Origin of the sequence: Methanohalophilus portucalensis, assembly GCF_002761295.1 — an archaeon.
Taxonomy (GTDB): Archaea; Halobacteriota; Methanosarcinia; order Methanosarcinales; family Methanosarcinaceae; genus Methanohalophilus; species Methanohalophilus portucalensis.
On record NZ_CP017881.1, the window covers coordinates 1,578,208 to 1,604,468 of the forward strand.

Annotated in this window: 24 protein-coding genes; 11 read left to right on the forward strand and 13 right to left on the reverse strand. The window is 41.7% G+C overall.

The window, feature by feature from the left end; all coding sequences use genetic code 11:
- Positions 1-2 precede the first annotated feature (2 nt).
- Genes mcrC through mcrB form a run of 3 tightly spaced genes read right to left on the reverse strand, consistent with a single transcriptional unit; the run spans position 3 to position 2,449 of the window.
- Positions 3-614 (reverse strand): methyl-coenzyme M reductase I operon protein C, encoded by a 612-nt coding sequence (gene mcrC, locus BKM01_RS08135; protein WP_072359429.1) that lies wholly within the window; start codon positions 612-614, stop codon positions 3-5.
- 6 nt (positions 615-620) lie between these two features.
- Positions 621-1,115: a methyl-coenzyme M reductase operon protein D gene (mcrD, locus tag BKM01_RS08140; RefSeq protein WP_072359681.1), complete on the reverse strand. Its 495-nt coding sequence runs from the start codon at positions 1,113-1,115 to the stop codon at positions 621-623.
- Between the two features lie 29 nt (positions 1,116-1,144).
- Positions 1,145-2,449, reverse strand: coding sequence for a coenzyme-B sulfoethylthiotransferase subunit beta (gene mcrB, locus BKM01_RS08145; protein ID WP_072359431.1), 1,305 nt, complete (start codon positions 2,447-2,449; stop codon positions 1,145-1,147).
- Positions 2,450-2,741: 292 nt separating this feature from the next.
- Here mcrB and mmp10 point away from each other — a divergent pair, with 292 nt between their 5' ends.
- Positions 2,742-3,974 (forward strand): methyl coenzyme M reductase-arginine methyltransferase Mmp10, encoded by a 1,233-nt coding sequence (mmp10, locus tag BKM01_RS08150; protein WP_072359433.1) that lies wholly within the window; start codon positions 2,742-2,744, stop codon positions 3,972-3,974.
- On the opposite strand, the gene BKM01_RS08155 is transcribed toward mmp10, so the two are convergent.
- Both BKM01_RS08155 and BKM01_RS08160 read right to left on the reverse strand, forming a co-directional pair.
- Positions 3,975-7,382 (reverse strand): DNA polymerase II large subunit, encoded by a 3,408-nt coding sequence (locus BKM01_RS08155; RefSeq protein WP_072359435.1) that lies wholly within the window; start codon positions 7,380-7,382, stop codon positions 3,975-3,977. It lies immediately after the preceding gene.
- Positions 7,383-7,442: 60 nt separating this feature from the next.
- Positions 7,443-8,864, reverse strand: a complete 1,422-nt coding sequence (locus tag BKM01_RS08160; RefSeq protein WP_072359437.1) for an ATP-binding protein — start codon at positions 8,862-8,864, stop codon at positions 7,443-7,445.
- 164 nt (positions 8,865-9,028) lie between these two features.
- On the opposite strand from BKM01_RS08160, the gene BKM01_RS08165 reads away from it, so the two are divergent.
- Positions 9,029-9,487 carry a hypothetical protein gene (locus BKM01_RS08165; protein WP_072359439.1) on the forward strand — a complete coding sequence of 153 codons (459 nt, stop codon included), beginning with the start codon at positions 9,029-9,031 and terminating at the stop codon, positions 9,485-9,487.
- 84 nt (positions 9,488-9,571) lie between these two features.
- Here the strand turns inward: BKM01_RS08165 and BKM01_RS08170 are convergent, their stop codons facing one another.
- Genes BKM01_RS08170 through BKM01_RS08180 form a run of 3 tightly spaced genes read right to left on the reverse strand, consistent with a single transcriptional unit; the run spans position 9,572 to position 12,344 of the window.
- The gene (locus tag BKM01_RS08170) at positions 9,572-10,339 is read right to left on the reverse strand and encodes an alpha/beta fold hydrolase (RefSeq protein WP_072359441.1); all 768 of its coding nucleotides are present in this window, start codon (positions 10,337-10,339) and stop codon (positions 9,572-9,574) included.
- Positions 10,317-11,588 carry a radical SAM protein gene (locus BKM01_RS08175; protein WP_233125642.1) on the reverse strand — a complete coding sequence of 424 codons (1,272 nt, stop codon included), beginning with the start codon at positions 11,586-11,588 and terminating at the stop codon, positions 10,317-10,319. The genes BKM01_RS08170 and BKM01_RS08175 overlap by 23 nt, the downstream gene beginning before the upstream one ends.
- Before the next feature lie 21 nt (positions 11,589-11,609).
- Entirely contained in the window at positions 11,610-12,344 is a 735-nt protein-coding gene (locus BKM01_RS08180; RefSeq protein ID WP_072359443.1) for a hypothetical protein, read from the reverse strand.
- Positions 12,345-12,639: 295 nt separating this feature from the next.
- Here BKM01_RS08180 and BKM01_RS08185 point away from each other — a divergent pair, with 295 nt between their 5' ends.
- The 5 genes from BKM01_RS08185 to BKM01_RS08205 all read left to right on the forward strand — a co-directional run bounded on the left by BKM01_RS08185 (position 12,640) and on the right by BKM01_RS08205 (position 18,035).
- The gene (locus BKM01_RS08185) at positions 12,640-12,903 is read left to right on the forward strand and encodes a hypothetical protein (protein WP_072359445.1); all 264 of its coding nucleotides are present in this window, start codon (positions 12,640-12,642) and stop codon (positions 12,901-12,903) included.
- Between the two features lie 327 nt (positions 12,904-13,230).
- Complete coding sequence (oadA, locus tag BKM01_RS08190) at positions 13,231-14,961, forward strand: sodium-extruding oxaloacetate decarboxylase subunit alpha (RefSeq protein ID WP_072359447.1); 1,731 nt, start codon at positions 13,231-13,233, stop codon at positions 14,959-14,961.
- A gap of 18 nt (positions 14,962-14,979) precedes the next feature.
- Positions 14,980-16,476 (forward strand): acetyl-CoA carboxylase biotin carboxylase subunit, encoded by a 1,497-nt coding sequence (locus BKM01_RS08195; protein WP_072359449.1) that lies wholly within the window; start codon positions 14,980-14,982, stop codon positions 16,474-16,476.
- Positions 16,477-16,527: 51 nt separating this feature from the next.
- Complete coding sequence (locus BKM01_RS08200; RefSeq protein ID WP_072359451.1) at positions 16,528-17,496, forward strand: biotin--[acetyl-CoA-carboxylase] ligase; 969 nt, start codon at positions 16,528-16,530, stop codon at positions 17,494-17,496.
- Positions 17,497-17,573: 77 nt separating this feature from the next.
- Positions 17,574-18,035 carry an S-layer protein domain-containing protein gene (locus BKM01_RS08205; RefSeq protein ID WP_072359453.1) on the forward strand — a complete coding sequence of 154 codons (462 nt, stop codon included), beginning with the start codon at positions 17,574-17,576 and terminating at the stop codon, positions 18,033-18,035.
- Positions 18,036-18,037: 2 nt separating this feature from the next.
- On the opposite strand, the gene BKM01_RS08210 is transcribed toward BKM01_RS08205, so the two are convergent.
- The 5 genes from BKM01_RS08210 to BKM01_RS08230 form a co-directional block, all read right to left on the reverse strand.
- On the reverse strand, positions 18,038-18,955 hold the full coding sequence (locus BKM01_RS08210) for a coiled-coil protein (protein WP_072359455.1): 918 nt from the start codon (positions 18,953-18,955) through the stop codon (positions 18,038-18,040).
- The gene (locus tag BKM01_RS08215) at positions 18,952-19,596 is read right to left on the reverse strand and encodes a hypothetical protein (RefSeq protein WP_072359457.1); all 645 of its coding nucleotides are present in this window, start codon (positions 19,594-19,596) and stop codon (positions 18,952-18,954) included. The genes BKM01_RS08210 and BKM01_RS08215 overlap by 4 nt, the downstream gene beginning before the upstream one ends.
- Positions 19,597-19,616: 20 nt before the next feature.
- The gene (locus BKM01_RS08220; RefSeq protein ID WP_072359460.1) at positions 19,617-19,907 is read right to left on the reverse strand and encodes a DUF424 domain-containing protein; all 291 of its coding nucleotides are present in this window, start codon (positions 19,905-19,907) and stop codon (positions 19,617-19,619) included.
- A gap of 8 nt (positions 19,908-19,915) precedes the next feature.
- Positions 19,916-22,006, reverse strand: a complete 2,091-nt coding sequence (locus tag BKM01_RS08225) for a minichromosome maintenance protein MCM (RefSeq protein ID WP_072359462.1) — start codon at positions 22,004-22,006, stop codon at positions 19,916-19,918.
- A 71-nt stretch (positions 22,007-22,077) separates the two neighbouring features.
- Positions 22,078-22,773, reverse strand: a complete 696-nt coding sequence (locus BKM01_RS08230) for an RNA methyltransferase (protein ID WP_072359464.1) — start codon at positions 22,771-22,773, stop codon at positions 22,078-22,080.
- A 155-nt stretch (positions 22,774-22,928) separates the two neighbouring features.
- Here BKM01_RS08230 and BKM01_RS08235 point away from each other — a divergent pair, with 155 nt between their 5' ends.
- From BKM01_RS08235 to BKM01_RS08250, 4 genes are all read left to right on the forward strand, one after another.
- Positions 22,929-23,312 (forward strand): ferritin-like domain-containing protein, encoded by a 384-nt coding sequence (locus BKM01_RS08235; RefSeq protein WP_072359466.1) that lies wholly within the window; start codon positions 22,929-22,931, stop codon positions 23,310-23,312.
- 13 nt (positions 23,313-23,325) lie between these two features.
- The gene (locus tag BKM01_RS08240; RefSeq protein WP_072359468.1) at positions 23,326-23,985 is read left to right on the forward strand and encodes a nitrite/sulfite reductase domain-containing protein; all 660 of its coding nucleotides are present in this window, start codon (positions 23,326-23,328) and stop codon (positions 23,983-23,985) included.
- 177 nt (positions 23,986-24,162) lie between these two features.
- Positions 24,163-24,939 carry a disulfide reductase gene (locus BKM01_RS08245; RefSeq protein WP_084006277.1) on the forward strand — a complete coding sequence of 259 codons (777 nt, stop codon included), beginning with the start codon at positions 24,163-24,165 and terminating at the stop codon, positions 24,937-24,939.
- A gap of 1 nt (position 24,940) precedes the next feature.
- Positions 24,941-26,197, forward strand: coding sequence for a (Fe-S)-binding protein (locus BKM01_RS08250; RefSeq protein WP_072359470.1), 1,257 nt, complete (start codon positions 24,941-24,943; stop codon positions 26,195-26,197).
- Positions 26,198-26,261: the final 64 nt, after the last annotated feature.

A 26,261-nucleotide genomic window follows, 5' to 3' on the forward strand; every position in this document is an offset into this window, starting at 1 on the left:
GATTACACTCCTTTGTTATCAATTGATTTCATTGTGGATTTCACTGCTTTGACGAGTTCGTTTAACTTGTCTCTTGGACAAGTTTCTCCTCGCGTCACTCCAGTCACAATCTCCATCACTTTTCCCTTTGTCTGGATGTTTTTATCTTGAGGTTTTACCAATCTAGTATGGATACCGGCCTTTGCAAAATCTTCAAAGTCCACGATTGTCTGACAGACAACCACTGCCGGCACTTCTGCATAAACCAATATTTCCCTTACTTTCCTGACAACGTGATCACGAATGTTTCCTGTATGAATGACTGCCATCTTGTGCCTGTTTATCTGTTTGATCTCCTCCGGGTTGATACCGAAGGAACCAGATTTCATTTGTTCATCGGGAACTCCTGATCCCGAATTGAGCACAAGCACACTTACCTGTATATCTTCTTTGCGCATTCCGTAAGTCAATTCACAAATAGGCTTGGTGATATGGCGTCTTCCGGGACTCATAGCAACTGCGACTACGTCGGTCCTGCCGGCTTCGGAGAGTGTGCCTCTCTGGGCAAGTCCGCCTCCTTTACCAAGGCCCATTCCGTGTCTGCAATCTACAACCTGGGTTTCCCGGTCAAACATCTGGAATCATTCCTTTTCATTTGTTCTCAGGAGGTTCACCTGTGATTCGATCTTGCTTTTCGGGTCATAAAGACCATATAAGGCAGGATCGGCTTTAGGGCCTCTTTTTGCATAATCTGAAACCGTTTGCCTTGTCTGGATGAAACGCCCTTCCCGAATGTCAAAACCGCAGGGAAGTGTGTCTTCACAAATTGTATTTATATCTTCCATGACTTCTTTTCCGGCAAGTTCCAGTGTAATTCTCCCTACAAGTACTTCCAGGCCCATCTCGGTCTTACCAAAATGTACATTTGTCCTTAATGGATGATGTACGGGTGTTCCGACAGCAGGTCCAAATGGTACTTTTGTAGGTAGGCGCGGCCCCTGTATGAATGCCCTTAGTATACCTTCCAGACTGCAAATTCTATTAAGCAGCCCCTCTACGGTATCGGGTTTAATCATACGCTTTGGGAATATCTCGATCTGTATGGGTTTTTTTGTGTCTGAAGCAGAAGTTTCCATTATTGGTACCTTCAATCTTTGTGACTCATTTAGAGTGATTCAGCGACTGCTTTTATTGGTTCTCTGAATTCTTTGATTGAACCGAATACGTCACCTATGAGGCCGGATGTCTTCTCGATGGAGAACATCTGGGTACCTGCATCAAGTGATACACCAGCGGATACACATGGAATTGCGAATCCTCTTGAGTGTCTGGTTACAATGTGGTTACCGTTGAATACACCGGGACCACCGCCACCATAGATAGAGTGGCTGAAGAAAGAGAATCCTACTGCAGTACCCTGTGCCCTACCCATGTCACAGCCAGGCAGGCCAGTTTCTTTCTCAATGATATCGTTGTAATACAGAATTGTGGATGACACATTCTGGGCAGCCCTGCCTGCAGCACAGTTGACCATTGTAGCGGCAAGTTGGCCGGCTGCGGCGTAAGCGTTCCACATGGATACATCGTTTGCCTTGTAGAAGTTGTAACCTGAAGGAGCAGTTCTGTCGACTTCGATTACATTGTCTTCAATTGCCCTTTCAACAACAGACTGTACTACGGTACCGACTGTTCCGTCTTTACCATTGTCTTTTACAAGATCGTATACTACGTTGTTGGCGTTAAGGCCCTGGCATGCAAATCCAAGAAGCTGATGTCTCTCGAATTCTCCGACTGCATTACCCATTTCGAACATACCTGCCTGTTCAAAGATGGAAGACAGTGCGGCTGCATTCATTGCTTTTTTCTCTGTAATTGCAGCAATGTGGTTGGTCATGATGTTCCTCAGGGAGTAACCCAGACCTTCGTTCTTCTGTGGGATGTTCAGGATTGAAGCGATGTTTCCACCGGCCATATCCATTGTCTGTGGGTAGTTACCCCACACTGCTCCTTTGACCACAGGTGCGTTGAACATGTCAATGTTGAACATGTCAACAATGGTCTGGACGGTTGCTGCTGCACTTACGGTAAGTGCGGAAGAGTAGTCAGCACCGGCGGTGAGCCTTGCGGTTGGAAGCTGAACAAGAAGTTGCTTGCCGCCACCGAGAGTCTCGATGTTTGTGTCGTCATCACCGTCTATCTGTACAAGTTCCTTTACGGAATCTGCAATTGCGCCAGCATTTTCGACAATATCGAGTTCCATTTCACGTCCCGGCATGTGGCGAGCCTTTCCGCCCATCTTACCGGTTGCGAGAGATTTTTGAATACCTCCCAGGTTGACTGCTACAGTCCTCTTTGTGTCTCCGATGATACGCTGAATTGCTGCGTTCCTTGTAGGAGCGAGCTCTTCAATTGCAACGCCGCTTTCTAAGAGTTTTCCTCTGTCGTCGTAGATGTCTATTTTGTCAGACACGTATTTTCCTCCTTTAAGTTTTTTTTAATGGAAAGAAAATCCCCATTTGGAAAGCAACCACGCTTGAGCGAGGATATGCTGTAAGCACTTTCAGGGTGAGAATGCCTTCCAGTCGGTTTTCTTTAATTTATTCATGTCAGCAATGGAGTTTTTGCCTTTAAAACTTTTGCATTCGTTTTTTGGCCAGGCAGGATACACAATGATTATTCATGATGTATAAAAATTGCATTTGATTTTTTTACTTAATTTAACCACAAAGATTTAGTAATATCTTTTTCTACCACTTGGTCACATGGAGATCGTTGCTGATATCGGAGGCAGTCCTGGAATTGACTGCCGCGGGTTTTGTTCATATTGTTACTTTAAGAAGGTACAGGAAGTACCACCATTTGGTTGCAAGCACTGTTTTCCTTTTGCAAAGGGTTGTGATTACTGTACACGTAGTATAAGGGAATCCTATCCCGGCTTTAAACCTCTACAGATTGTAATGAGGGATGTATCCCAGAATTTACGTTTTTCATCTTCTGAACCGGATAAATTTACCATCAGTGGGGGTGGAGATATCAGCTGCTACCCCGAGCTCAAGGAACTTGTCAGTTCACTTTCTCGTTTTGGAAAGCCCATTCATCTGGGATACACAAGCGGAAAAGGCTTTGATGATCCCGATGACGCTTCCTTTTACATTGAAAACGGTGTCAGTGAGGTTTCTTTTACGGTTTTTGCCACTGACCCTCAACTCAGGGCCAAATACATGAATGATCCTGAGCCACAAGCATCTATTGAAATTCTTCGCCGCTTCTGTGGAGAATGTGATGTATATGCCGCTATCGTCCTGATTCCCGGTGTAAATGATGGTGATGTCCTGGAAAAAACCCTTTCAGATCTTCAGGAAATGGGTGCAAAGGGAGCAATACTGATGCGTTTTGCCAACAGTCACGAAGAAGGTTTGATTCTGCGCAATTCCCCTGTTCTGGAAAATATTACTACACATTCGATAGAGGAATTTGTGACCATAGTAAGAAATGCGGCAGAAAAATTTGATCTGCGTATCACCGGCACACCTCTTGAAGATCCTATTATAGGCTGTCCTTTTGCCATAAGAAAGGATAAAGTTGCAATGTCTAAACTTCCGGAAGTTACAAAGACCGCGACCATTGTTACCAGTAAAGCTGCCCATCCGAGATTACAGGAAGTTTTTGAGTCGCTGGATGCACCTGTCAATGTTGTGGCAGTAGGCAAGGACATTGGATGTCTGATTACAATTGAGGATTTCCAGGCACTTGATCTGTCGCAGATAAAGGAAACTGTAATGATCCCAGGGCGCACGCTTGCTCATGATCCTGAGATAAAATCGATCCTTTCAAATGACGGTGTAGAGAGACTTATCAGACGAGGCCCGGACCAGCTCACCTATGACGGCGAAATGTCCATTGGTCTGGATAGGGATCAAGTTCTTTCTTTTGAAATCGAGAATCTCACCGAGCTTATCCAGCACATAAACGTAGTTGGACTTCCTGTGGAATAATTACATATAATCCGCAAGTCCCATCTGTTTTGATTTATCGTTCTTAAACAACGACTCGATATCGTATCCGATAAGTTCGATGCGCTGCTGCGTATAACTTGATACATTATACTTTTTTGCAACCTTCAGTGACACTTCAAGATATTTCTTGACCGCTCCTTCATGAACAGTCAGTATGACTCTTCCGCCACAATGTGGGCATGTACCAGTAAGCGGTGCCCTTCTGAATTTCCCGCCACATTTGACACACCGTGTCCCCTGCCTGGAAAATGCCCTGAGGTTGCCAAAAAGATCGGGGAGGAAGTGGGATATAAGAACTCTTTCAGCCACATCTGCCACATCAACTGCACGTATTTTTTCCGCGAGGGAGAGTTGGGCATCCATTTTTTCCACCATAGAACCCAGCGTCTTGTATGCACTTTTGACCGGCCCTGCGGCAATATCCGAAGTATCGTGTGTAAACATGAATCCGTCAAACTGTGTCGGAGTCCCTAACCTGCTGCTGACCAGGTCCATGGTTTCTTCCAGTTCCTTGGGATTTGTATAATTCAAGGAAGTTTCATAAAATTCCAGAGGATAAGAGGAACAAACATCAATATTATGCGCTTCCTTATCGACTTCACTGGGGTCAATCCTGGTTGTAAGCACAAGGGGTGCATCCATCTTTCCTCCCCTTTTATCAGGAAGGTATTCATGCGAAAAGTTAATCAGGCCATCCATAAGCAACATCACACAATCCTCATCACCATCGCAATTACGCCGTTTTGCTGCATGGAAGAAAGGATGTGCATATCCTACGGATGATTTTGTGAATCCTACCAATCTGCCCAGAACTCCCGCTGATGTATGTGGAGCCAGACCGATTAGCATCACCCCTATAATGTCCTCTATAGTTTCTGCTTTGTAATAGGGTTCAAGTCCATAATACTTCACCAGCAGGTCATCAATGTATTTTGTAGTTTGAAGTATGTACTCTGCCGCACCCCGGGACACCACCAAATCCTGTACATTAAGGGTTACAACCTGGTCATCCCTTTCCAGTTTATTGCCGCGAATATCTTTCTCATATCCCATTTCAAGAAGTTTTTCAGCTGTGGTTCCCAGTTCATCGGCCCGGATATGTGTCAGGGGAAGGTCCGACATATCGTATCTGACAGTTCCATCCTTGAATGTAAAAAGGTCATGTTTTGCTCGAAGGATTCCTTTTTCGAGAGGCTCAGGGGTCATGTGCTTTGACATCATCCTTTTTACACCTTTGAAGGATTCCAGTTTATTTCGTTCCCCCAGCCTCTCAAATGCCCTGTCATATACCGTTTTGAAATTTATGTTGTGTGCGGTTACACAGGATGTGGCGGCTTTACATTTTGGACAGATGTCCTTATTGACAGCCCTGCCACAACGGGGGCAGAAAAGTTTTGGGATTGTATGGGTGCCACATTCACATCTGAATTCATGGGTTTCCATTCCACAGGATGGACAAATACGGTTTCCTATCTCTATTTTTATTTCGCCCACTTTGCTGTTGTTGTTGGCTTTATAGGATGCGGCACTTGAGAGCATGCGGGTGTTTCCGCCGCTTTCACCTATCGGAAACAATACATGCGGGGCAGGGGACATTTTACGCCGATTAGCTTTTTCGGGTCTTCCCATCCTTGCCCCAATGCGCATTGGTGCTTTCTCTCTGACAGTCCATCCAGAGAGTTTAATGATACATTCAAGGATATCTTCACAAGGTAATTCTTCCCACTGTTTTTTCAGATCCTCTCCAAGTCCGAGACAATTTATAAAAGGCAAAGGATTCTCGATTGCAATTTTGTTATCATAAATCCGGTGTAATACGAGAAGTTTTTCCAGTATCGTTTTTATTCCATGCTCCTTTGCTTTTCCTTCAGGTAGAAACAGTCGATTTCCCTGGTCTTCTTTTATGCCATTTTTAGCAATGAATTCTGCAAGTTTTAGGAATTCGTCTCTTTCAATGTCATGCCAGATATAGGTATAATCAGGGTGTAGGGGAAGATTATAACGGTTACAAATATCCATTACTTCATGCTGGTTTGGATTTTCAGGAGCATTCTGGCCAGTTTTTTTTAAGAATTCCTGTGCCCACCATTCCACACAGTAAGATGCAGGTATAAGTGGATGATTATTTTCCAGGAAATCCCCATAATTGATAAGTATTTCACCAATGTCGATAATGGTTTCCACCTGTGAATGTAACTCGATTGCAGTTTTTTCATCATCTATCCGTAGTACATCTCCATTGTAGAGACGCACGGTTGGTCCTTCGATAGAGTCTACAGGTGCCATTCCGGCAGCTTTTCCGGGTCTTTCTATTTTCAGCTGGGTGCCGGCAACGATGAAATTATCCATTATTACCATGCCTGCGGGATTTATGCCGGATGCCGCAAATGATGTGTTGCGTGACCTGCCATAGCGCAGCCTGAATCCACCAGGTCTGGATGGGTGGGAAAACACAGGTCTGCCTGCAATGAGGTCCCGCATATATTTATCCTTGGGCTTGACCTTGTTTTTCTCATCTTTATCTTCCTCGTCTGAACTCCCTCCAGAAATGAACGTATCCAGCCATTCCCATCCGTCTATTTTGAGTTTGTTCACATGTTTTTGTACTTTTGGAGCTTTTAGGGCCAACCCCTCGGCAAGTACGAGTGCCATCCCACCGCGAACCCTGTTTGTTTCGATCCTGTCAAGGTTTCTGTAACCTTCAACTTCTTCCTGTTCAGTGGGCTCTCCATCTATGCAAATAGGACAATTATCAACGATCAGACGTATCTCATCTTCCGAGGGCATGTACTGGAGGGTGGCAATTCTTCTGTACAGCAAAATTTCTTCGACATATCTTTCAACTTCTTCCTTACGGGGTTTGTACCTGTCAACACCGATTCCTCTCCTGACATAATCTCCCACAAGTACAGAAAGGGCCTGTGCCGTACCACCGGCACTGCGTATAGGTCCTGCGTAGTATATCTTGATATATTCCGTGCCATCATCATTTTTGCCCAGGTCTACCCTGTCGATCCCCTCGATTGGTGCGGCAACTACGCCTTCGGTAAGCATTGCAATCGCCACTCTGATGGCGCTCTCTATTGCTTCACGTTTTGTATCAAAATTTCCCACATTGCCAGCAGCGATATCTTTTCCAAGGGCCAGGGCTGCTTCTTCCCGCGAAAGATCAGTTTCCAGTTCCCGTATACGCCCGGCTACACCTTCAACCCCGATGAGATTTTCTACCCGGTCTGCCAGATCTTTAGCCAGGGGTATTTCTGTTTCGGGTTTTGGATCCTTTCCCTGGGAACGTGCCCTGTTTGCTATTTCAATTTCATTGTGCAGCACTCCTTCCATCAGGTCGAAGTATTTCTGCATGGTTTCGCTTACTACAATGTCTCCCATTATGATCTGCCTTTCACAATCAATATGTGGTATAGTAAAAAAAGTCTGCCATAGGAAAATTCAGGCATACATACCTGCCGCCTCAGGAGACATGACAAGTGTATTGATCTCTTTTTTGTATTTTTCAATGCTTTTGAGGACATCATCGGTTGTCAGGGTTTCGGTTTCTATATTTTCCAAGTCCGAGCGGGTTATGACATCAGGCATCTGTTTGCGCAATTTGACGATTTTATTAAATACACAGGCATTAACTATCCCTTTAACGTCAGCACCCGTTAGTCCTTTGCTCGCCTTTGCCAGTTTTTCATAATCCATTCCCTCCTCAAGGTTGCGTCCACTTAGGTGTATATGATAGATATCCTGTAGGGCCTTTTCATCGGGGAGGGGGACCTCCATTTTCAAATCAAATCTTCCCGGGCGCAGGAATGCCGGATCTATATGGTTGGGGCGGTTTGTAGCACCCATTATGATAACTCCCTTTGTACTTTCGATCCCATCCATTTCCTGCAAAAGAAGGGATACTATCCTTACTGTAACCTCATGGGAAGTGTCTCTCTGGGGCATTAATGCATCAATTTCATCAATAAAAATTACCGAAGGGCTGCTAGATTTTGCTTTTTCGAAAAGGTTATTCAAGTTTTTCTCTGATTCTCCGTACCATTTGGAAAGTATGTCTGAACCATTTATGGAATAGAAATTTGCATCGAGTTCTTTTGCAGCAGCCTTTGAAAGCATGGTCTTACCCGTGCCTGGCGGCCCATATAACAGAATTCCACGAGGTAGTTCTGCCTTGTAAACCTCATATATTTTAGGAAAACGTATTCCCAGGTCGATTAGCATTAGTTGCTCTTTTGCTTCCTTGCATCCCCCAACATCTTCAAAATCAATATCCAAAAATTCGCGAGGTATGACTTCGAATTTTCCTTCTTCTCCTGTTTTTTCTCCTTCCTTTTCTTCAAATGAATGGGGTTTATATTCGGGTTCTCTTTGGGGCATTGGCACAAGGGATAGATCACTTTCTCCCTCGCCGGCTTCATATCCACAGTTTACAAGTGTCTCGAGTATTTCCAAGAAAACGGGAATATTTTCTTTTAATTCGGCAGGATCAAGGATTGAGGTTGAGGATATTTTGAATGTATTATTGGTATAACTGAGTATGTAGAGATTATTGTTTTCCTTGTTGAATATGCGTAAACTTTTTTTTGTGCCTTCGGTTGAGTATTTATCTACTGGAAGTTCTCTTTTTAATAATTCGATGGTTTTTTCAGCACTTGCTTGCTCCCCGAGCACAACTCTTCCGTATATATCATAAAGCTCATCATTGAAAGAATTTGGAGATACAAGGACAGCTGAAATTTCATAAATCTCATCCCTTGTATGCAGGGGAGAAAGTAATGAAACTACACTTTCTTCGTTGATTGAGAAGAATATATTATTATAGTCCTTCATATTCAGGACATCACTGTTTATCTTAAAAGGCATATTTCAAAGTTTGATTTCCGTATTTTAAAAAGGTTGCGCCATTTAGGTAGTGGTTTTTCTGATGGTGTTTTATGAATTGAGAGGCCTTTGCCTCATTTAGCAGGAATAAATATAACTAATATTAAACTCAAATTTATATTAATGATTATTGAGAGGTGACTACTATGAAGAAATTTATAACTATTCTAATGGCCCTATTTATCTTTTCCATGTCTGCAGGTGCCACGATTGTTGATGACATGAAAAGTGAGGTGGATGAATACAATGCCAATTCGGATAAAGTCCCCTCCTCCCTGAAAGACATGTTGGGGAATGAGCGTATTCATGTCATAGTAGATATGAACAATGGTTCCACCCTGAATCTCAAAGTAGTAACAAGCGATGCCAGTATAGTTGAGTTTGGGGAACTGGAAGATGGTGAAGAATTTGGACCGACTCTTATTGTTAACACGAATGAAAACACTGCAAGGTCTATAATGGATTCTCCTTCCCCTGCACAGGTTTTTCTGGATGCTTATGACAGAGGGGATATTGAGATAACTTCTCCAAGCTTTACAAAAAATGTATCCATCACAGTAGGAAAATTTATATTGAAAGTGTCCCAGTGGCTGGGCTTCTTCTGATTTAATTTTCTGTTTATATCTCTTTTTTATGAGCTAAAATGAGTATAAGGTAAGAAATGAAAATTAGATTACCTTAATGACATTTTATACACGAGACAAGTGATTTATAACAATATTATTGAATTTCTCATATTGTTCTATAGAACATACATGACCACAATCTGTGATAATTTCAACATATGAGTTGGAGAACTTCTTACTATATTTTAATATATCATTTAAAAATAAGTAATCTTTACTACCTGAAATAAACAGTATACTGATATCATTTTGTAAACTCTTTAGCCATTCAAGACCATTCATAGTTTGAGGAATGATATTCAACCATTTGCAAAATTCATCATGGCCAAGTTTTCTTGCTTCATTTACAAAAATATCTCTTGATCGACGGTGATTTTTTTTTGGCATTATAATATATGCGAAAAATCTGTAAAGAAGCATATAATTCACTTTTTTTTTGAGATTCATAGCTAAGAAAATCAGTAATTTTGTCTTGAGACTATATCTTATAACGCCCCCGCCCATAATGAGTGAATTAACAACATTCGGGTATAAAACCGCAAACCTTAATGATATCAATGAGCTGAAAGAAAAACTGATGAAGTGAGCTTTTTTCACTCCATAAAATAACATTGTGTTATGTATATGTTCACATATCATGTCAAGGTTGAGTAGTTCTTGTGAGGTGTTCTTGTGCATTTCCAATACAAGAAGATTATAGTGCCTTGAAAATGTGCCAATTTGCTTATTCCACGTCTTAGCACTACCACCAAACCCATGAATGAGTATCAACCAATCTTCATGCTTGTTATCCTTATATATCTCGGCACTAAATGTCTTCTCTTCTGCCATCGGTTATTCCTTTCTTGAAAGAGAAATATCTTAAAAATCGGGGAAAATTCCTCTGTACATGTTCAGGCATCTTCTTAAATAATAACTCAGCCACAGGTTCCCATTCATCTGCCCTTGCGAAATTTTTCATTGCAAGTTCTTCGACCGTCTCAGGGTTAGCTAAATGTGTAGACTTTGCATTGGAACTTTTGACTACATTTATAAGTGACTGTGGATTATCTATTATAGGACATGCTCGTAATGGGTTCTCAGAGAAAGGTTGAGAATTCCTGAACTCGGTGAAGAACTTGGACCTAAGTGCCTCAACAAGCGAAACATCATATATATTCGAGTCAGAATAATGGCAAAATGCACAAGGTTCAACATCTCCTTTAGCATTTATATGGGCAAATCCAACACCTGCTCCAATACATCCAAAAGAAAGGTGTCCGTTGTTCCAAAAATCTATGATCACATAATCGTTTTTGGTACTATAATCCCGAATCTTCTCTTGTACATAGGCCCTTTGTTCAGCTGTACAGACCAAACTAGTATCAGCATTACTTCCAACCGGGATATACTGGAAAAGCCATCCAAACCATGCACCCTTCTCTCTCATATGATCTAGGAACTCATCACTGGCAATGGTCTTATAGTTGCCATAGTGATAACATGCTGAAAATGCAAATGCAATGCCTTTATCACTCAAAACATCCATGGCTTTAATTACCTTGTTATAAACACCTTCCCCTCTTCTAAAATCAGTCTCTTCTCGTGTACCCTCTATACTCAAAAATACGTTCAAGTTACCCAGCTTTGCCATCTCATCTGCAAAGTTTTCATCTATCAATGTTCCGTTTGTGAAAATTCCAAAAGTCATTTTATTATGTTTTCTACATATTTTTAAAATATCATCTTTACGGAGCAATGGTTCTCCACCGGTCATCAAACAGTCCTTTATCCCAAGTTGCTCAGCCTGGTCTAATATATCATTTAGCTTCTCATAGGATATATTATGGCCACTTTCATAATCATGCGACCAACAACCTTTACATTTCAGATTACAATTACTGGTCGGATCAATAAGGAGTACTCTGGGTATTGAACATTTGTTGTTAAAGCCTTTATACAACTCTTTTAATGTAATAAAATTACCCATAGTCAAATGGGTGGTTAACCCTTTTGCAAAAAAGAACTGTTTACTTCTGTAAATATAAGCCTTGTGATGTGGAAATGGTGGAATTTCTTCCTTTTTACCATTTATCAGCATATACTTCAATTACAAACCTCATCACTCTTTTTTTGTTACGGTTACTTTTTGTGGAACTACACCATCAAATACAAACTCACCTTTCTCGTTCGCATCCAGACTTGTTATCTCAAGACCCGGGACCACTTGATATATACGGGGAATATACTCTTCCATAGTTTGCACACTATCTTCTTCCATATATTTTTCAGGAAGGGGAACTGGTCCGAGATACAAGGATTCTGGATCACCGGTTAATTGATTATTTGTAATCTTTATATTGCCTTTACTGTATATGTTCAAGTTGTCAGGTAAGGGGACGGGGACATCGTCTGCTATATCTGTATAAAGATCATTTTCAAGTCGCTTTATATCAGCTTTACTTGATCCTTCCATACTACCATCCGGATTAACTTTTACCTGTATATCATCAAACCACCAAAATCCAGGTGCAATTTCATTTAATAGTGCTGTCGCCTCTGAGTTGGTCAATACGAATTGCTTTTGTTGATAATCCGAGAATTCAAATTCATAGTCATGGAACGATTTCTTTTCAGCATTCTTTTTGTACTCTTCTAATTCCTCACCAGTCATCCCTTCAAATTCTATTTGGATTCCCGTTTTTTCTAATGAATTCTGATAATCTTCATAACTATATGTCACTCCCAGGTCTTTGGGCCCCATGATAGAAAAACTTGCAAATACCACAACTAAACCAATCACAACCAATATGCCTGCTGCTGAAAGTATATAAGTCAACTTTCCTTTAAATTCCATAATCGAACCTCCTCCTAAATTTATATCATTTTATTATGCTATGAATAAACCTATATTTAAGCAATAGTATTAAAGTAACAAATTGTATTACTAAAACAAATAATTCAACATTCAAGCAAAATAATATCTGTAAAAATAACTTTAATATTAAGGAACAACTGGCAGAAATATATACTCATTATTTCTAAAATAAAGAAATAATTCGATTTTGTTTATTAAAAATATGCCATTCAGTATATCTAATAAAATTGTCTAAGTCGGATTATAACTATTCTAATAGCTCTATTTGTCTTCCATGTCTGCAGGTTCTACCATTGTTGATGATATGAAAAGGGAGGTGGATGAATACAATGCCAATTCAGATGCCATTCCATCTTCCCTGAAATACATGATGTGCAACGAACGCATCCATATTATTATAGATATGAATAACGGCTTTGCCTTAAATCTCATTGTCGTGACAGTCGATGGTAAGATTGTTGAGTTTGCTGAAATGGAAGAAGGTGAAGAATTTGAACTCACTCTTATTATAAGCACTGGAGGTACTGAAAGTCCATAATGAATTCTACTTGTCCAACTCAGGTTTTCTGGATGCTTATGACAGAGAGGATATTGAGATTACTTATCCAAGTTTTACAAAAAATATATCTTTCACAGCAGTGAAAATTATACTGAAAGTGTCCCATTGGCTGGGCTTCTACTGATATGATTTCCTGTATATTTTTTCTTTTTTATTTTTACTGTATGGCTTTTCTACCAGAAACTACATAAAAGTTCATGCATAATTAGTTACAATTCTACTTATTGCATGTATGCTATTACTGGCATATTTTTGCCCGGTGTGGCCAATCTGAATTATCAATAAGAGGACATGAAGAGGTATTCTATGAAAGTTAAAATAACGGAAACAATTCTGAGGGATGCGCACCAGTCGCTTCTTGCGACAAGGATGCGCACGAGGAGTATGTTGCCTATTATTGAAGAACTGGACGAGGTTGGATATTATTCTCTCGAGATGTGGGGAGGAGCAACTTTTGATTCCTGCATCAGGTACCTCAATGAAGACCCCTGGGAAAGGCTGCGTGAACTTAAAAACCATATGGATAACACATATGCCCAGATGCTTCTGAGAGGACAGAATCTTGTCGGATACAGGCATTATTCCGATGATGTGGTCGAAAAGTTCGTGACCAAGGCCTATGAAAATGGAATTGATATTTTCCGTATATTCGATGCTGTTAATGATATACGTAACATGGAAACGTCAATTACCGTTGCAAAAGGACTGGGAGCCCATGTACAGGGTACAATCAGTTATACCACAAGCCCGGTTCACACAGTTGAAAAATATGTGGATTTTGCTAATGAGCTGGCTGCTATGGATTGTGATTCGATTTGTATCAAAGATATGGCAGGCCTTTTGACACCGCATGAAGCCAAAGAACTGGTTAGTTCTCTAAAAAAGGAAGTTGGACTGCCTGTAGATCTCCACTGTCATTGCACTTCTGGTATGGCTCCTATGACTTACATGGCGGCATGTGATGCAGGTGTAGATATACTGGATACTGCTCTGTCTCCCTTTGCCTGGGGTACTTCCCAGCCTCCCACCGAATCCGTGGTAGCTGCACTGCAAGGAACACCTTATGATACAGGTCTGGACCTTGGACAACTTGCCGAAGTAAGCCGTTATTTCAAGGATATCAAGTCCAAATACAGCGGGGTAATCAATCCGATATCCGAACAGATTGATACCAATGTACTATTGTATCAGATTCCGGGGGGTATGCTTTCCAACCTTGTATCCCAGTTGAAGGAGCAGAACGCTCTTGACAGGTATGATGATGTACTGGAAGAGATGCCCAAAGTCAGGGCTGAACTTGGATATCCACCTCTTGTAACACCTACAAGTCAGATCGTGGGGTCACAGGCTGTCCTTAACGTTCTCATGGGGGAGCGGTACAAAGTTATTCCCAAGGAAGTCAAGGATTACGTGCGAGGTCTATATGGCCGTTCACCATCACCTATCAGTGATGATATCATTACAATGATAATTGGTGAAGAAGATCCAATCGATGTAAGGCCTGCCGACCTGCTTGAACCTGAGTATGATAAAAGGAAAAAAGAAGCCGAAGAAATGGGTCTTGTCAAAAAGGAAGAAGACATATTGACATATATCCTGTATCCTTCCATCGCTCCGAAATTCTTGCTTGGAGAGGCCAAGGAAGAAAAACTTGCACCTGCCAAACAAACTGCATCACCACCTCTGCCTCAGGTATCCATACCTACCAGATTTAAGGTGGAAGTAGATAATGAAGTATTTGATGTACAGGTAGAACCAATGGATGGTAGTGTTGTTGCAGTCGAGGAAAGCAGCCCAAAGACTCCTTCTGCTTCAGCATCTTCTCCTGGTGCTGTAACCTGTCATATGCAGGGTATGGTTCTCTCAGTTGACGTCAACGTTGGAGATAATGTTGAAGAAGGAGAGAAAATTGGTGTCATTGAAGCAATGAAAATGGAAAATTCCATCAATTCACCGCATGGCGGTGTGGTGAAGGAAATCCTTGTTGCTGAAGGTGATTCCGTGGCAACGGATGATGTGATAATGATCATTGAGTGATTTAGCCGGAGGTTTTCGATGTTTAAGAAAATACTGATTGCAAACCGAGGTGAGATCGCGATCAGGGTAATGAGGGCCTGCAAAGAGCTTGATGTGTCCACGGTTGCGGTGTATTCCGAAGCAGACAGCAATGCCCTTTTTGCCAAATATGCGGACGAGGCGTACTGTATAGGTCCACCTCCTTCTTCTAAGAGTTATCTGAATATAGATGCAATTATCGATGTGGCTATAAAGGCAGGAGCAGAAGCAATTCATCCGGGGTATGGTTTCCTTTCAGAGAATTCGAAATTTGCCAGTGCCTGTGAAAAAGCAGGCATCAAGTTTATCGGTCCATCGAGTGAAGTTATAGAAAAGATGGGTAGTAAGATCACTGCCCGTTCAGCAATGATCGAGGCCGGTGTACCGGTGGTTCCCGGTGATGGAAGGGCTGTTGAGGATGATGCCACGGCAATTGAAATAGGTGAATCCATCGGATATCCTTTGATGGTGAAAGCTTCGGCCGGTGGTGGTGGTATAGGCATGAAAGTTGTTTATACTCCAGAAGAGCTGACCCGGGCACTTTCATCCATACGTAATGTTGCAGCTTCTACATTTGGTGATTCAACCGTCTTCATTGAAAAATATCTTGAAGAACCACGCCACATAGAAATACAGATATTGGCTGACTCTCATGGCAATTGTCTATATCTCGGTGACCGTGAATGTTCCATTCAGAGAAGACACCAGAAATTGATTGAAGAAGCTCCCTCCCCCATAATGACTCCTGAACTTCGTAAGGATATGGGCGAGGCTGCTGTAAAAGCTGCCAAAACAATAGGGTATGTAAATGCCGGTACTGTTGAATTCCTGTATTCAAAGGGTGATTATTATTTCCTTGAAGTAAATACAAGATTGCAGGTAGAACATGGAGTTACGGAGCTTGTTACCGGCATTGATATCGTCAAGCAGCAGTTGCGTGTTGCCTGTGATGAAAAATTACCCTTTACACAGGATGATATTGAGATCCGCGGCTCGGCTATTGAATGTCGTATCAATGCTGAAGATCCTTTGAATGACTTTGCCCCATCACCCGGTAAGATACGCAGGTATCGTTCGGCAGGTGGCCCAGGTGTGAGAGTGGACAGTGGTGTACATATGGGTTATGTTATTCCTCCCTTTTATGATTCAATGATCTCCAAACTCTGTGTATGGGGAAGTGATCGTGAGGAAGCCATTGCGCGTATGAAAAGAGCTCTCTATGAATATGTGGTAGTAGGGGTTAAAACCAACATTCCTTTCCACAGAACGGTTTTGTCCATAGATGCATTTGTAAAAGGGGATCTAACAACACACTTTATTGATGACCACAATGTGCTTTCAGCTTTAGAGAAGGTTGCTGTATCTGATAGTGAAAGATGTGCAACCCTTTCTTCTGCTCTTGAGGACCGCAACAAGAAGATTGCTGCCATCAGTACTGCAGTTGGTTCGTACATTAATGCTGCAAAAAGGCATGATATGAAAGGGTCAGATGAGTGACGACAGATAACTTTTTTTATCTGTCGTTCTTTCTTTATTACGGGGAGTTTTGTGGAGAATAAAAAGATTGAATTGATACGTCTTCTTTCTCAGACCGAGAGCAAGCCTATTTCCGGGGAACAGATTGGCAGAAAACTGGAAATTTCCAGGACAATGGTCTGGAAATACATTCAGTCGCTTCAAAGCCAGGGGTATTCAATCATCTCATCTCCTGGTAAAGGCTATATTTTAAACTCGGTTCCTGATTCTCTTTTGCCAGAACTTGTGCAAGCAGGTCTTGAAACAGATATTTTGGGTAAGGACATCCGGCATTTTATGGAACTTGAGTCTACCAACGATTATGCAAAAACAATTGCAAGAGATGCAAATGAAGGCACTGTTATACTTGCAGAATCCCAGAAAAAGGGACGTGGTAGAAAGGGGTTTGATTGGGTATCTCCTCAAGGGGGGATATGGATGTCTATAGTCCTTAAACCATCGATAGTTCCTGCGGATGCTTCAAAATTAACTCTTTTGGGCGGACTTGCTGTGGTTGATTCTCTGAAATCAATTGGCCTTAATCCGTCTTTGAAATGGCCAAACGATGTGCTTGTTAACGGCAAAAAGATTTGTGGAATTCTTACAGAAATGGAAGCTGAAATAGATCGGGTTGAATATATTGTCTTGGGTCTGGGAATTAACTTAAACTTTGATACCGATATGTTGCCGGAGGAAATCCGGGATGGTTCCACAACCATAAGTGATGAGCTTGGTAACTATGTGGATAGGCTTGAATTTTTCCGCTCTTTACTTTATAATCTGGAACAGTATTATATCCATTTCAAGACACAATCCTTTGAGGAATTAATGGAAAGATGGATAGATTCTTCGGATACTATTGGTAGAAACGTACGTATAGTCACTCCTTCTAAAATGGTGGATGGCAGAGCAATTGGGATAAGCCTCTCCGGGGGTTTGCTTTTGCAGAAAAATGATGGTTCAACCGAAGAAATTATGTCTGGCCGCTGTATCTACATCTGACGGGGATTGTGATGAAGAACATTCCATATTTTAAAATTTTTTATTGTTTTATACTATGTAGTATTCTTTTATGTGGTGTGGTAACTGCCGGGGATTCGGAAGTAATTCTCAATGGGACTTCCGTGTATGTCAAAGCTGGAGAAAGTTTTGATTTTGAGCAGGATTACTCTCTGCATGTCAAGTATGTCAATCCTGAAAGTGAGAGGGTATGGGTATCCCTTTCATTGAATGGTGAAAGTGTGGCTGATTCCATTCTGGGTAAGGATGAGGTATTTACCTACTCCAGTAATTCATCAACGGTATTCAATATTACAATGGATAGGATATATTATGGTTCCAGTGGTGAGCTGGTAACTTTTGAACCGGTTTATCAATATGTGGATCACAGATATCCTTATAATCCGGATGATGAAAAGGTGCAGAATAAAGTGCCAAATACATCTGAAAATGAATCTAAAAAGCAGGGAGTGCCTTTTTTAAACCCGGCACTCCTGGTTCTGTTTGCACTTCTGTTACCCTATGTTTATGAACACAGGTAATTTTAGAGTTTGATATCTCCTTTATCCATAAGGACTCTCAGTTCTTCAAGACTGAGTTTGCCGGTCTTTTCAAACTTTTCTTTTGCGGCAACGTGCTGATTACTCTTTTTTTGTTCGTCCTTATGAGTTTGTATATCATTCAATTTATCAAGATAGATGCTAAGTTCATCCCTCAAACTAGATATTTTTGTTTTGAGAGGATCTATCTTTTCACGAGTAGGAGCAATTACCTGGTAGGTTTCTTTAATCTGCGAATGGAATTTATCCGCTTCTTTACGGATCTCATCGACCTGCTTATATAGCTCTATCATATTCAAATGATGTTGCTGGGATTTTTCTGCAAGTTGCTTTATTTCCTTTGAAACATCTCTTTCCTCGTCACCAATGTCCCTGGTATTTTCATAAATATTGATGACCTGCTTGTGGAAATCATTGGCAGCTTTTGCTGCTTCAAGACGCTTTTCCAGTTCGTTGAGTTTTTCAAAAAGATCCTGCTCGTGCTTCAGGGGAATGTCAGCGTTGAGGAATTTATCAAGGTCTTCTGCATAGGCTTTAGAAAGGGTTTCCAAACTCCCTTTTGATTGTTCGTTATATTGATCACGCTTTTTCTTGAGATCATTTATGTCTTTTACGACCTTGTTTCTTTCACCAGCAACTTCATTCCTTCTGGATTTTAAATCAGCTATCTTCTTGTTGATCTCATCACGTTGAGTTTTTTCTTCCCGTGCCTCTTTTGCAAGTTCCCTGACTTTTGCATTGAGCTCATTCCTTTTCTCTTTGAGTTCATCAATATTAGTTTTATGAAGTTTGAGCTCTTCGAAAACCCCTTTTAAGCTCTTTTCATGCTGGGATATCTCTTTCCTGTAATTATTTACAGTATCTTTGAGTTCACGTTCTGTCATTGAAGATACATCTTTCATGCAACATTCCCCGCAATCACTTCTTTTTGGTTTTTCCAGTACTCAAGTGCTTCTTTGTGGCTTTTGATCCTTCTCTCCAGCCAGTTATGTCTGGGTTTTTTTTCACCAAGTTCTTTATGAATCTGATCCAGGTTTTCTTCCTTTTCCATAGATTTTATCAGGGATGATATTTCGGAGGAAGCTTTTGAAGCTTCTTGTATGCGGGCTTTTATCTGGCTGGTGTATTCGCGTGTATTCTCGTTTTCAAGTTCAGCTATTTTTCCCAGGACATCTTGAATAGTTTTTTCTTCATTTTCCAGCTGCCTTGTCCTTTTCAACTCCTCTATGTCATCATTTGTGGAGTGCATAATTCGATTATCAAGTTCTTCGGGACAGGCTGTGAACATTTCTCCCAGCAGATTATTCGCCTGGTGATACAATTGCTGCTTTTTTTCCTTGAGTACTTCTAAGCGGTTTTTCTCTTCTTCTCTTTTCTTTTTAGAGTTGCTTATTGTATCCTCGAGTTTTTTAACTTCATACTCAAGTTTACTGTATTCCGCATTGTACTCATTCAGAAACTTCTGGTGTTTTTCAATCACACCATTCACCAATCCTTCTTTGCCAGGGAAGGGTGAATTTTCTTCAACTGCACTCTCATTCATCTTAAAAACCTTTCGTAGTCTTATATCCTGTATAATTGCGCATGTGGCACGCCATTAATAGTAATTATTGATTCGGGATTGATCATCCCGCATTCCAGGGCACATTCAATTGTTTTCTTGCCAAACAGATTCGCACTGGTTGCCCTTCCAAGAGCAGATTGCACTTGTTTTTCAGATACGATGTCCCCTTTATAGAAACTTTCCGTTATTTCGACAACAACATTTCCGTGTTCTAATTTCTGTCCGATTAACTCCTGGTCACAAGCAGCAACAATCAGTCTGTCTCCGGCTCGGTGTTCTTTGAGGTACATATATTTCCTCATACCAGTCTTATATGTTTTTTATCAGGTGCCAGCAAATCACCCGTTCGTTTCATTTTCTGAATAAGCTCCTCTGCGTGTTCCCTATCTATATTTTCAGCTGAGGCTTCTTCATAGACTTCATCCAAAGGTGCTTTACCTCCGGCATGTTTCTGACTTACGTGCTTTATAATATCCTGAAGTATGTGTATTTTGTCACGCTGGCTTTTACTCGTACCTGATGCTATGACATCCACATCAAGAGCTCCGGTGTCAGGATCAACACCAACTTGTTTCATACATGCGAGGGAAATTTTAGTGGTACGTTTTGCATCTTCAAGGGTCACAATGTTGCTAAGCCTTATTCGAGCACTGGATTCAGCAAGCCTGACCAGTGCTTCCAGTTGTCGTGCAGTGACAGGTACGGGTGAATCTTTGTTTTCTCCCATCTTACGTAGATCTAGATAGAAATCGACCAGATGTTGCCTGGCTTCTTCTTCCATAATGGGGTAGACCATCCTGCGTGCATAGGCGACGTATTTGCGTAATAATTCCGTCTCGATTTCAGGTAGGATTACTTTCTGGTGAGAGGCAACTTTTTCCTGTGTTATTGTGGAGGTGGATAATTTGTCCCATTGTTCATAGAGTTCTCCGGCATAATGGGATTTCAGGATATGGTTTGCGATATTAGCATCCATTTTTGAATCCGGTACATCAAGAAGGATGAAAATCAGATCAAACCTGGATATTAGGGCTGGAGGCATATTGATCTGCTCTGCAAGTCCTTCGTATCTGTCAAAACGCCCGTATTTAGGGTTTGCCGCTCCCAGCAGGGCACAACGGGATTTCAGTGTTGCCAGGATTCCAGCTTTTGCCACAGAGATTGTCTGTTGTTCCATTGCTTCATGGAGTGCACTTTTGTCTTCTCTGCTCATCTTATCCATTTCGTCCACTGCCGCAACTCCCATATCTGCCATAACCAGGGCACCGGCTTCCAGTGTCCAGCGACCGTCTCCCAGATCATCCTTAACCGCTGCTGCGGTCAGCCCACTTGATGAGGCACTCTTACCTGAAGCAAACACACCTCTTGGGGATAATTTCACCATGTATCTGAGTAATTGACTTTTTGCAATACCGGGGTCTCCTACAAGCAACAGGTGGATATCTCCTCTGACACGTCCTCCGTCAGGCAGGGATTTTGGGACTCCTGAGAATAACTGTAAAGTTAGTGCTTCTTTGATATTCTCATAACCATAAATAGAAGGAGCTATGGATTTTATAATTTTATTATATATCTGTGGATCATTGCTAAGTTCTATTATTTCGTCTTCTTCTTCCGGAGATATATCCAGCTCATCAAATTCCTGATCCAGGTATTCTATGGAATTGCAGTGTAAGACAAGATCGTAGAATGTGGATTTACCTTCGCGTGTGGTTCGCTGGTGGGACCTGAGGATGCCATTTACTACTACACGGTCACCTGGTTTCACAATGCCGGCCAGCTCATCTTCGGCATCGACATCAATACTCTGGGGCTGACTTCCTCCCTTGAGACTTTCGGGAGATTCCTGTACCTGGAGCTTCTGGGCATCGATGAAATTGGATTTATCAATGAGAAGTTTGAATGGCCCTCTTTTGCCGCAATTCTCTTCTTCACATTCGCCGGGTTCCACGAATTTTGGCCCGCTCTGGGGTACATAATTTACTGTCTCACAACGCATACAGTAAAATGCCGCATTGGTAATCTTTGGACGTACTTCGGTTGCCTTGCGGATCATTCCTTCAACTGCAATGAACTTGAGAAGATGATTGCTCCTGAGGTCACGTATCGTGACCTTGTTTGGAATACTGGTAAACTGGATGTGTGCATCATGCAGTTGTTTCTCAACAGGGAGCTCAATTTGTTTAAGAGCTTCTTCAGCCGAGGGGATAACCTCATCCGGCGTTTGTAATAATTCTTCGGAAAGCTCCCTGTCGAATTGTTCCAGATCTGTAAAATTTACTTCTATACTTCGTAATTCCGGGTATTCGTTGGCAAGTTTAAGTATATCATGCCAGCAATATCGTTTAAGAAAATCCCGGAACTTATTTTCCCATTTTTCTTCCGTCATTAATATCAGTGCATACCAGATTTGACTTCGGATTATAAAAACTTACAAGCTTTATCTATCTTTCGTGTGTATCATTTCTTTTGTCGTTGTATATCCCTGAGTACACCTCTTAATGTCTGTACTTCCCGGGGGGTAAGTTCTGCACGTCCGAATATCCTTTTTAGCATAATTGAAGTTTTTTCCATCTTATGTTTGGGGTGTTTTATATCTGCAAGCACCTTTTCAAAATGGTCATATAACAATTGAAGATCAAAACCATCAGCAATTGGTCTCTCGCCGATTTCCAGATTGCTCATCTCATACATTGTAACTGTTGCTGCATGGGAGATGTTCATTATGGGATATTTTTCTGATGTTGGAATTGTCATTATCATATCGCACCTTTTGAGTTCTTCCCGGGTAAATCCATTATCCTCTCTTCCGAAAAGGAAGGCAATCTTTCCATTAGTTTCCCTGAATTTATCCCGGATCTTGGAGGGAGTGTATGCAGGCATGCGTATGTGCTGGTCGGTTTTTATACCTGCAATCCCCGATGTACCAATTACTATATCTGTATCTTCAATAGCCTCTTCTAATGTGTCGACTTTAGGGCACCTTTCCAGTAAATCACGTGCATGGCATGACATTGCTCTTGCCTGCCCTTCCAGTTTACAGGGATTTACAAGAACCAGGTCATCAAATCCGAAATTTTCCATTGAGCGTGTGACCGAACCTACGTTTCCCTGGTATAGAGGTTCTACAAGTACGATTCTAATTTGTGGTGACATGTCTTGCTTTTTGAATACGCTCTTTACTATAATATCTTGCGAATGGTTGTCTGTTTGTAGTTGGTTTGATGCACTATTTCGTGCCAAAAAATGTTATATAATATACGAACAATCTACTTTATACTGCTCTAACAGCATTATTATGGAGTGATTTTATGAGTATTGAGAAAATATTGAAAGATACTTTCAAAGGGGAAACGACAGAAGTTGGATGGTACTTTGCCATGTCAAAACTGGCAGAGAGGGAAGGCTACCCTGAAGTTGCAGTTTACTTGCGCCAGATTGCAATGGATGAAGCCTGGCATGCCGCAGAGACTGCAGAAATTCTTGGCCTGATCAAAGATACCACAATTGAGAACATCAAGATGATGCTTGAAGGTGAAACCATGGCAGAAGGCGAAAAGGGTGATGCTGCTAAAATTGCCAGGGATGAAGGTAATGTACAGGCAGCTCTTTTCTTCGAGAAAGCTTCCTTTGATGAGGCAAGGCATAAAGAAGGCCTTAAAGGTCTGCTGAAAAGATTGGAAAAAGAGTGCTAATGAGGGATTATTGATGTCAAAAGATATTCTTGAAAAGGGTGCCATTCTCCAGAGGGACCGTGAAACATTCGCTATTGCTCCCCAAACACCGGGAGGCATTGTATCACCTGATATGTTGCGTAAGATTGCTGACACTGCAGATAAATATGATGCGGCTGCCATTAAACTGACATCCGCTCAGCGTGTCTGTATTGTAGGTCTTAAGGAAGACGATATTGACAATGCCTGGGATGACCTGGGTATGAAACCAGCTGCTGCAATCGGTCTATGTGTGAGAAGTATCAAGATTTGTCCGGGTACTACTTTCTGTAAACGAGGTCAGCAGGATGCTGTAACTCTCGGTCTTGAACTGGATGAGAAATACCATGGAATGCAACTTCCCTCCAAATTCAAAATAGCGGTTTCAGGCTGCATGAATTCATGTTCCGAACCTGCTGTCAGAGATATAGGTATCATGGGTACTCCAAAAGGTTATACCTTGATGGTCGGTGGTAATGCAGGTATTCGCCCAAGACTTGGTGATGTGATAGCTGATGGACTGAATGATGATGAGGTCAAAGAACTAGTTGATAAGATTGTCAGTTTTTACAAGACCCACACAAAAAAGCACAGGATCGGACGCATGATCGATGATATGGGTCTTGAAAATTTCAAAAGGGAAATAGGCCTGTAATTAAGGGATTCTTTCCTTTCTTTTCCTTTCTTTTTTTCTAATTCTCCTCTCCTGTTTTGTTTTTTGCATAATGAAAATATTTAAATGCAATTGTTACCACCAATAAACCATCTTATATTACTACTGCTAATAATTTTTGTAAAATAACTTTTAAAATGGTATCAGGAGATAGAATTTATGGCTATGGAATATTATTCTGGCATATCCGATGCTATGAGGATCACATTCGTGCAGGTCATGATATTGGCCACGATCGCGATTGGGATATTCCTCTATGGAATGTATATAAATCTGAAAAAATGGGGATTAGGTGCTGAAGGTTACGGACAAAAACCTTCCAAAGGCAGCATCTTTACTTTCCCGAAAACACTGGCCTATCAGATGAGTGAGGATGGGCATGGTCATAAGCAGAATATCATTGTGACTCTTGTGCTTGATATTCTATTGCAGCGTCGTATAATGCGCCGCAGTCCCCTTCGATGGTTCATGCATATTACCATTTTTGTAGGCTGGATGACCCTGTTCCTATTATCCCTTCTCATGTTCCTTGTGGAATTACTTCACATGGCACATCTGGGAATCGGGCCCGAACCTGCAGTCTTCAGGGAATTCCTTGGTCCAATTAATGACCTGTTCAGCTACATTCTGCTTACAGGTATAATAATTGCAATCGCAAGAAGGCTCTTTATTCCAAGAATGCGTGAAGCTACCATTGCATATGACTCTATACTGCTTGGTGGACTGACCCTCATTACTGTTACAGGGTTTATTGCTGATGGTATCAGGAATGGCACTTTCTGGGGCTTTGGTATTGAGTACCCCTATGCTCCACCAGCTGCACTGTTCCACGTGATAATTTCCCTGTTATTCTGTATTGCTTACATCCCGTACAGCAAATACATACACATGATTGCAACACCTCTTACTATTTTGGCCAACAAGGGAGGCGAATAAAATGGTACGTGATAATCCGTCTATTACAACGGAAAACCTTACAGCTGTCCAGCTTATGGAAATCGATTCCTGCACACGTTGTGGTGAATGTGTACAGTGGTGCCCGACCTATGACGCATCAGGCAAAAAACCCGGTCTTGCACCCAGGGACAAGATTCTGCGCTGGCAGGAATATATGAAGAAATCCTATGGTCTGCGTGCCCGGCTCTTTGGGCCTAAACAGGTTCCAGAGGAAGAAATTGAACAATTCAAGGAAGATGTTTACGGATGTACCACCTGTGCAATGTGTGCTACAGTTTGTGAATCCGGTATCAATACTGTTGAACTCTGGGAAGCAATGCGTGCCAATCTCGTAAAACGTGGCAATGGTCCTGTTGGTAAACAGCCCATGTTTGTCAAGCTCATAGGAGAATATGGCAACCCATACATGGCAGATCCCAAGGAACGTCTCAGTTGGGTTCCCGATGATGTTAAAATAGAAGATAAAGCAGATATTCTCTATTTCGGTGGCTGTACCGCAGAACTGAGACAGAAAAAACTTGCTTTTGCAACCGCACGTGTACTGAACCATCTGGATATTCCATTCACCATGCTCGGTGAGGATGAACAATGCTGTAATTCTGCTCTTGTAAGAACTGGCCAGTACGAAATCGAAGACATTTCCAGAAAGTCTGCCCGTAAAAATGTAGACGGTATCAAGGCAAGGGGTGCTACCAAGGTACTCTTCGCTTGTGCAGGTTGCTACAGGACCGCACTTGTGGATTGGCCAAGGTTGCTTGGTGAAGAACTTCCATTCGAGGTTATCCATATAACTGAGTACCTTGACAAACTCATCGATGAAGGCAAGATCAACTGGAAACAGCCCTTTGATAACAAAACTGTTACTTACCACGACCCATGTCACCTGGGGCGTCACGTTGGGGTCTTCGAACCACCACGTAAGGTATTGCGCAGCATCCCCGGTCTGAACTTTATTGAAATGGACCGTATAAAGGATAATCAACGCTGCTGCGGAGCAGGTGGTGGTGTCAAAGCAGGCATTCCTGACCTTGCACTTGGTGTTGCCGAGACGAGGGTTGAAGATGCTCTTGCCAAGAGCCCGGATATTCTTTCCAGTGCCTGTCCATTCTGTAAGAGAAATCTTTGTGATGGCAGGGACTCTGTCAAGGCAGAATCACTGGAAGTCGAAGATGTCATTGTTTTGACCGCTGAGGCTCTTGGTATCGATCTTTCTGATTGTGAAGATCAGGCAAGATAATTAACTCAAGGGGTTATACCCCTTTTATTTTCTTTTTTTAGAAACCTACATAAATTATCAGTTA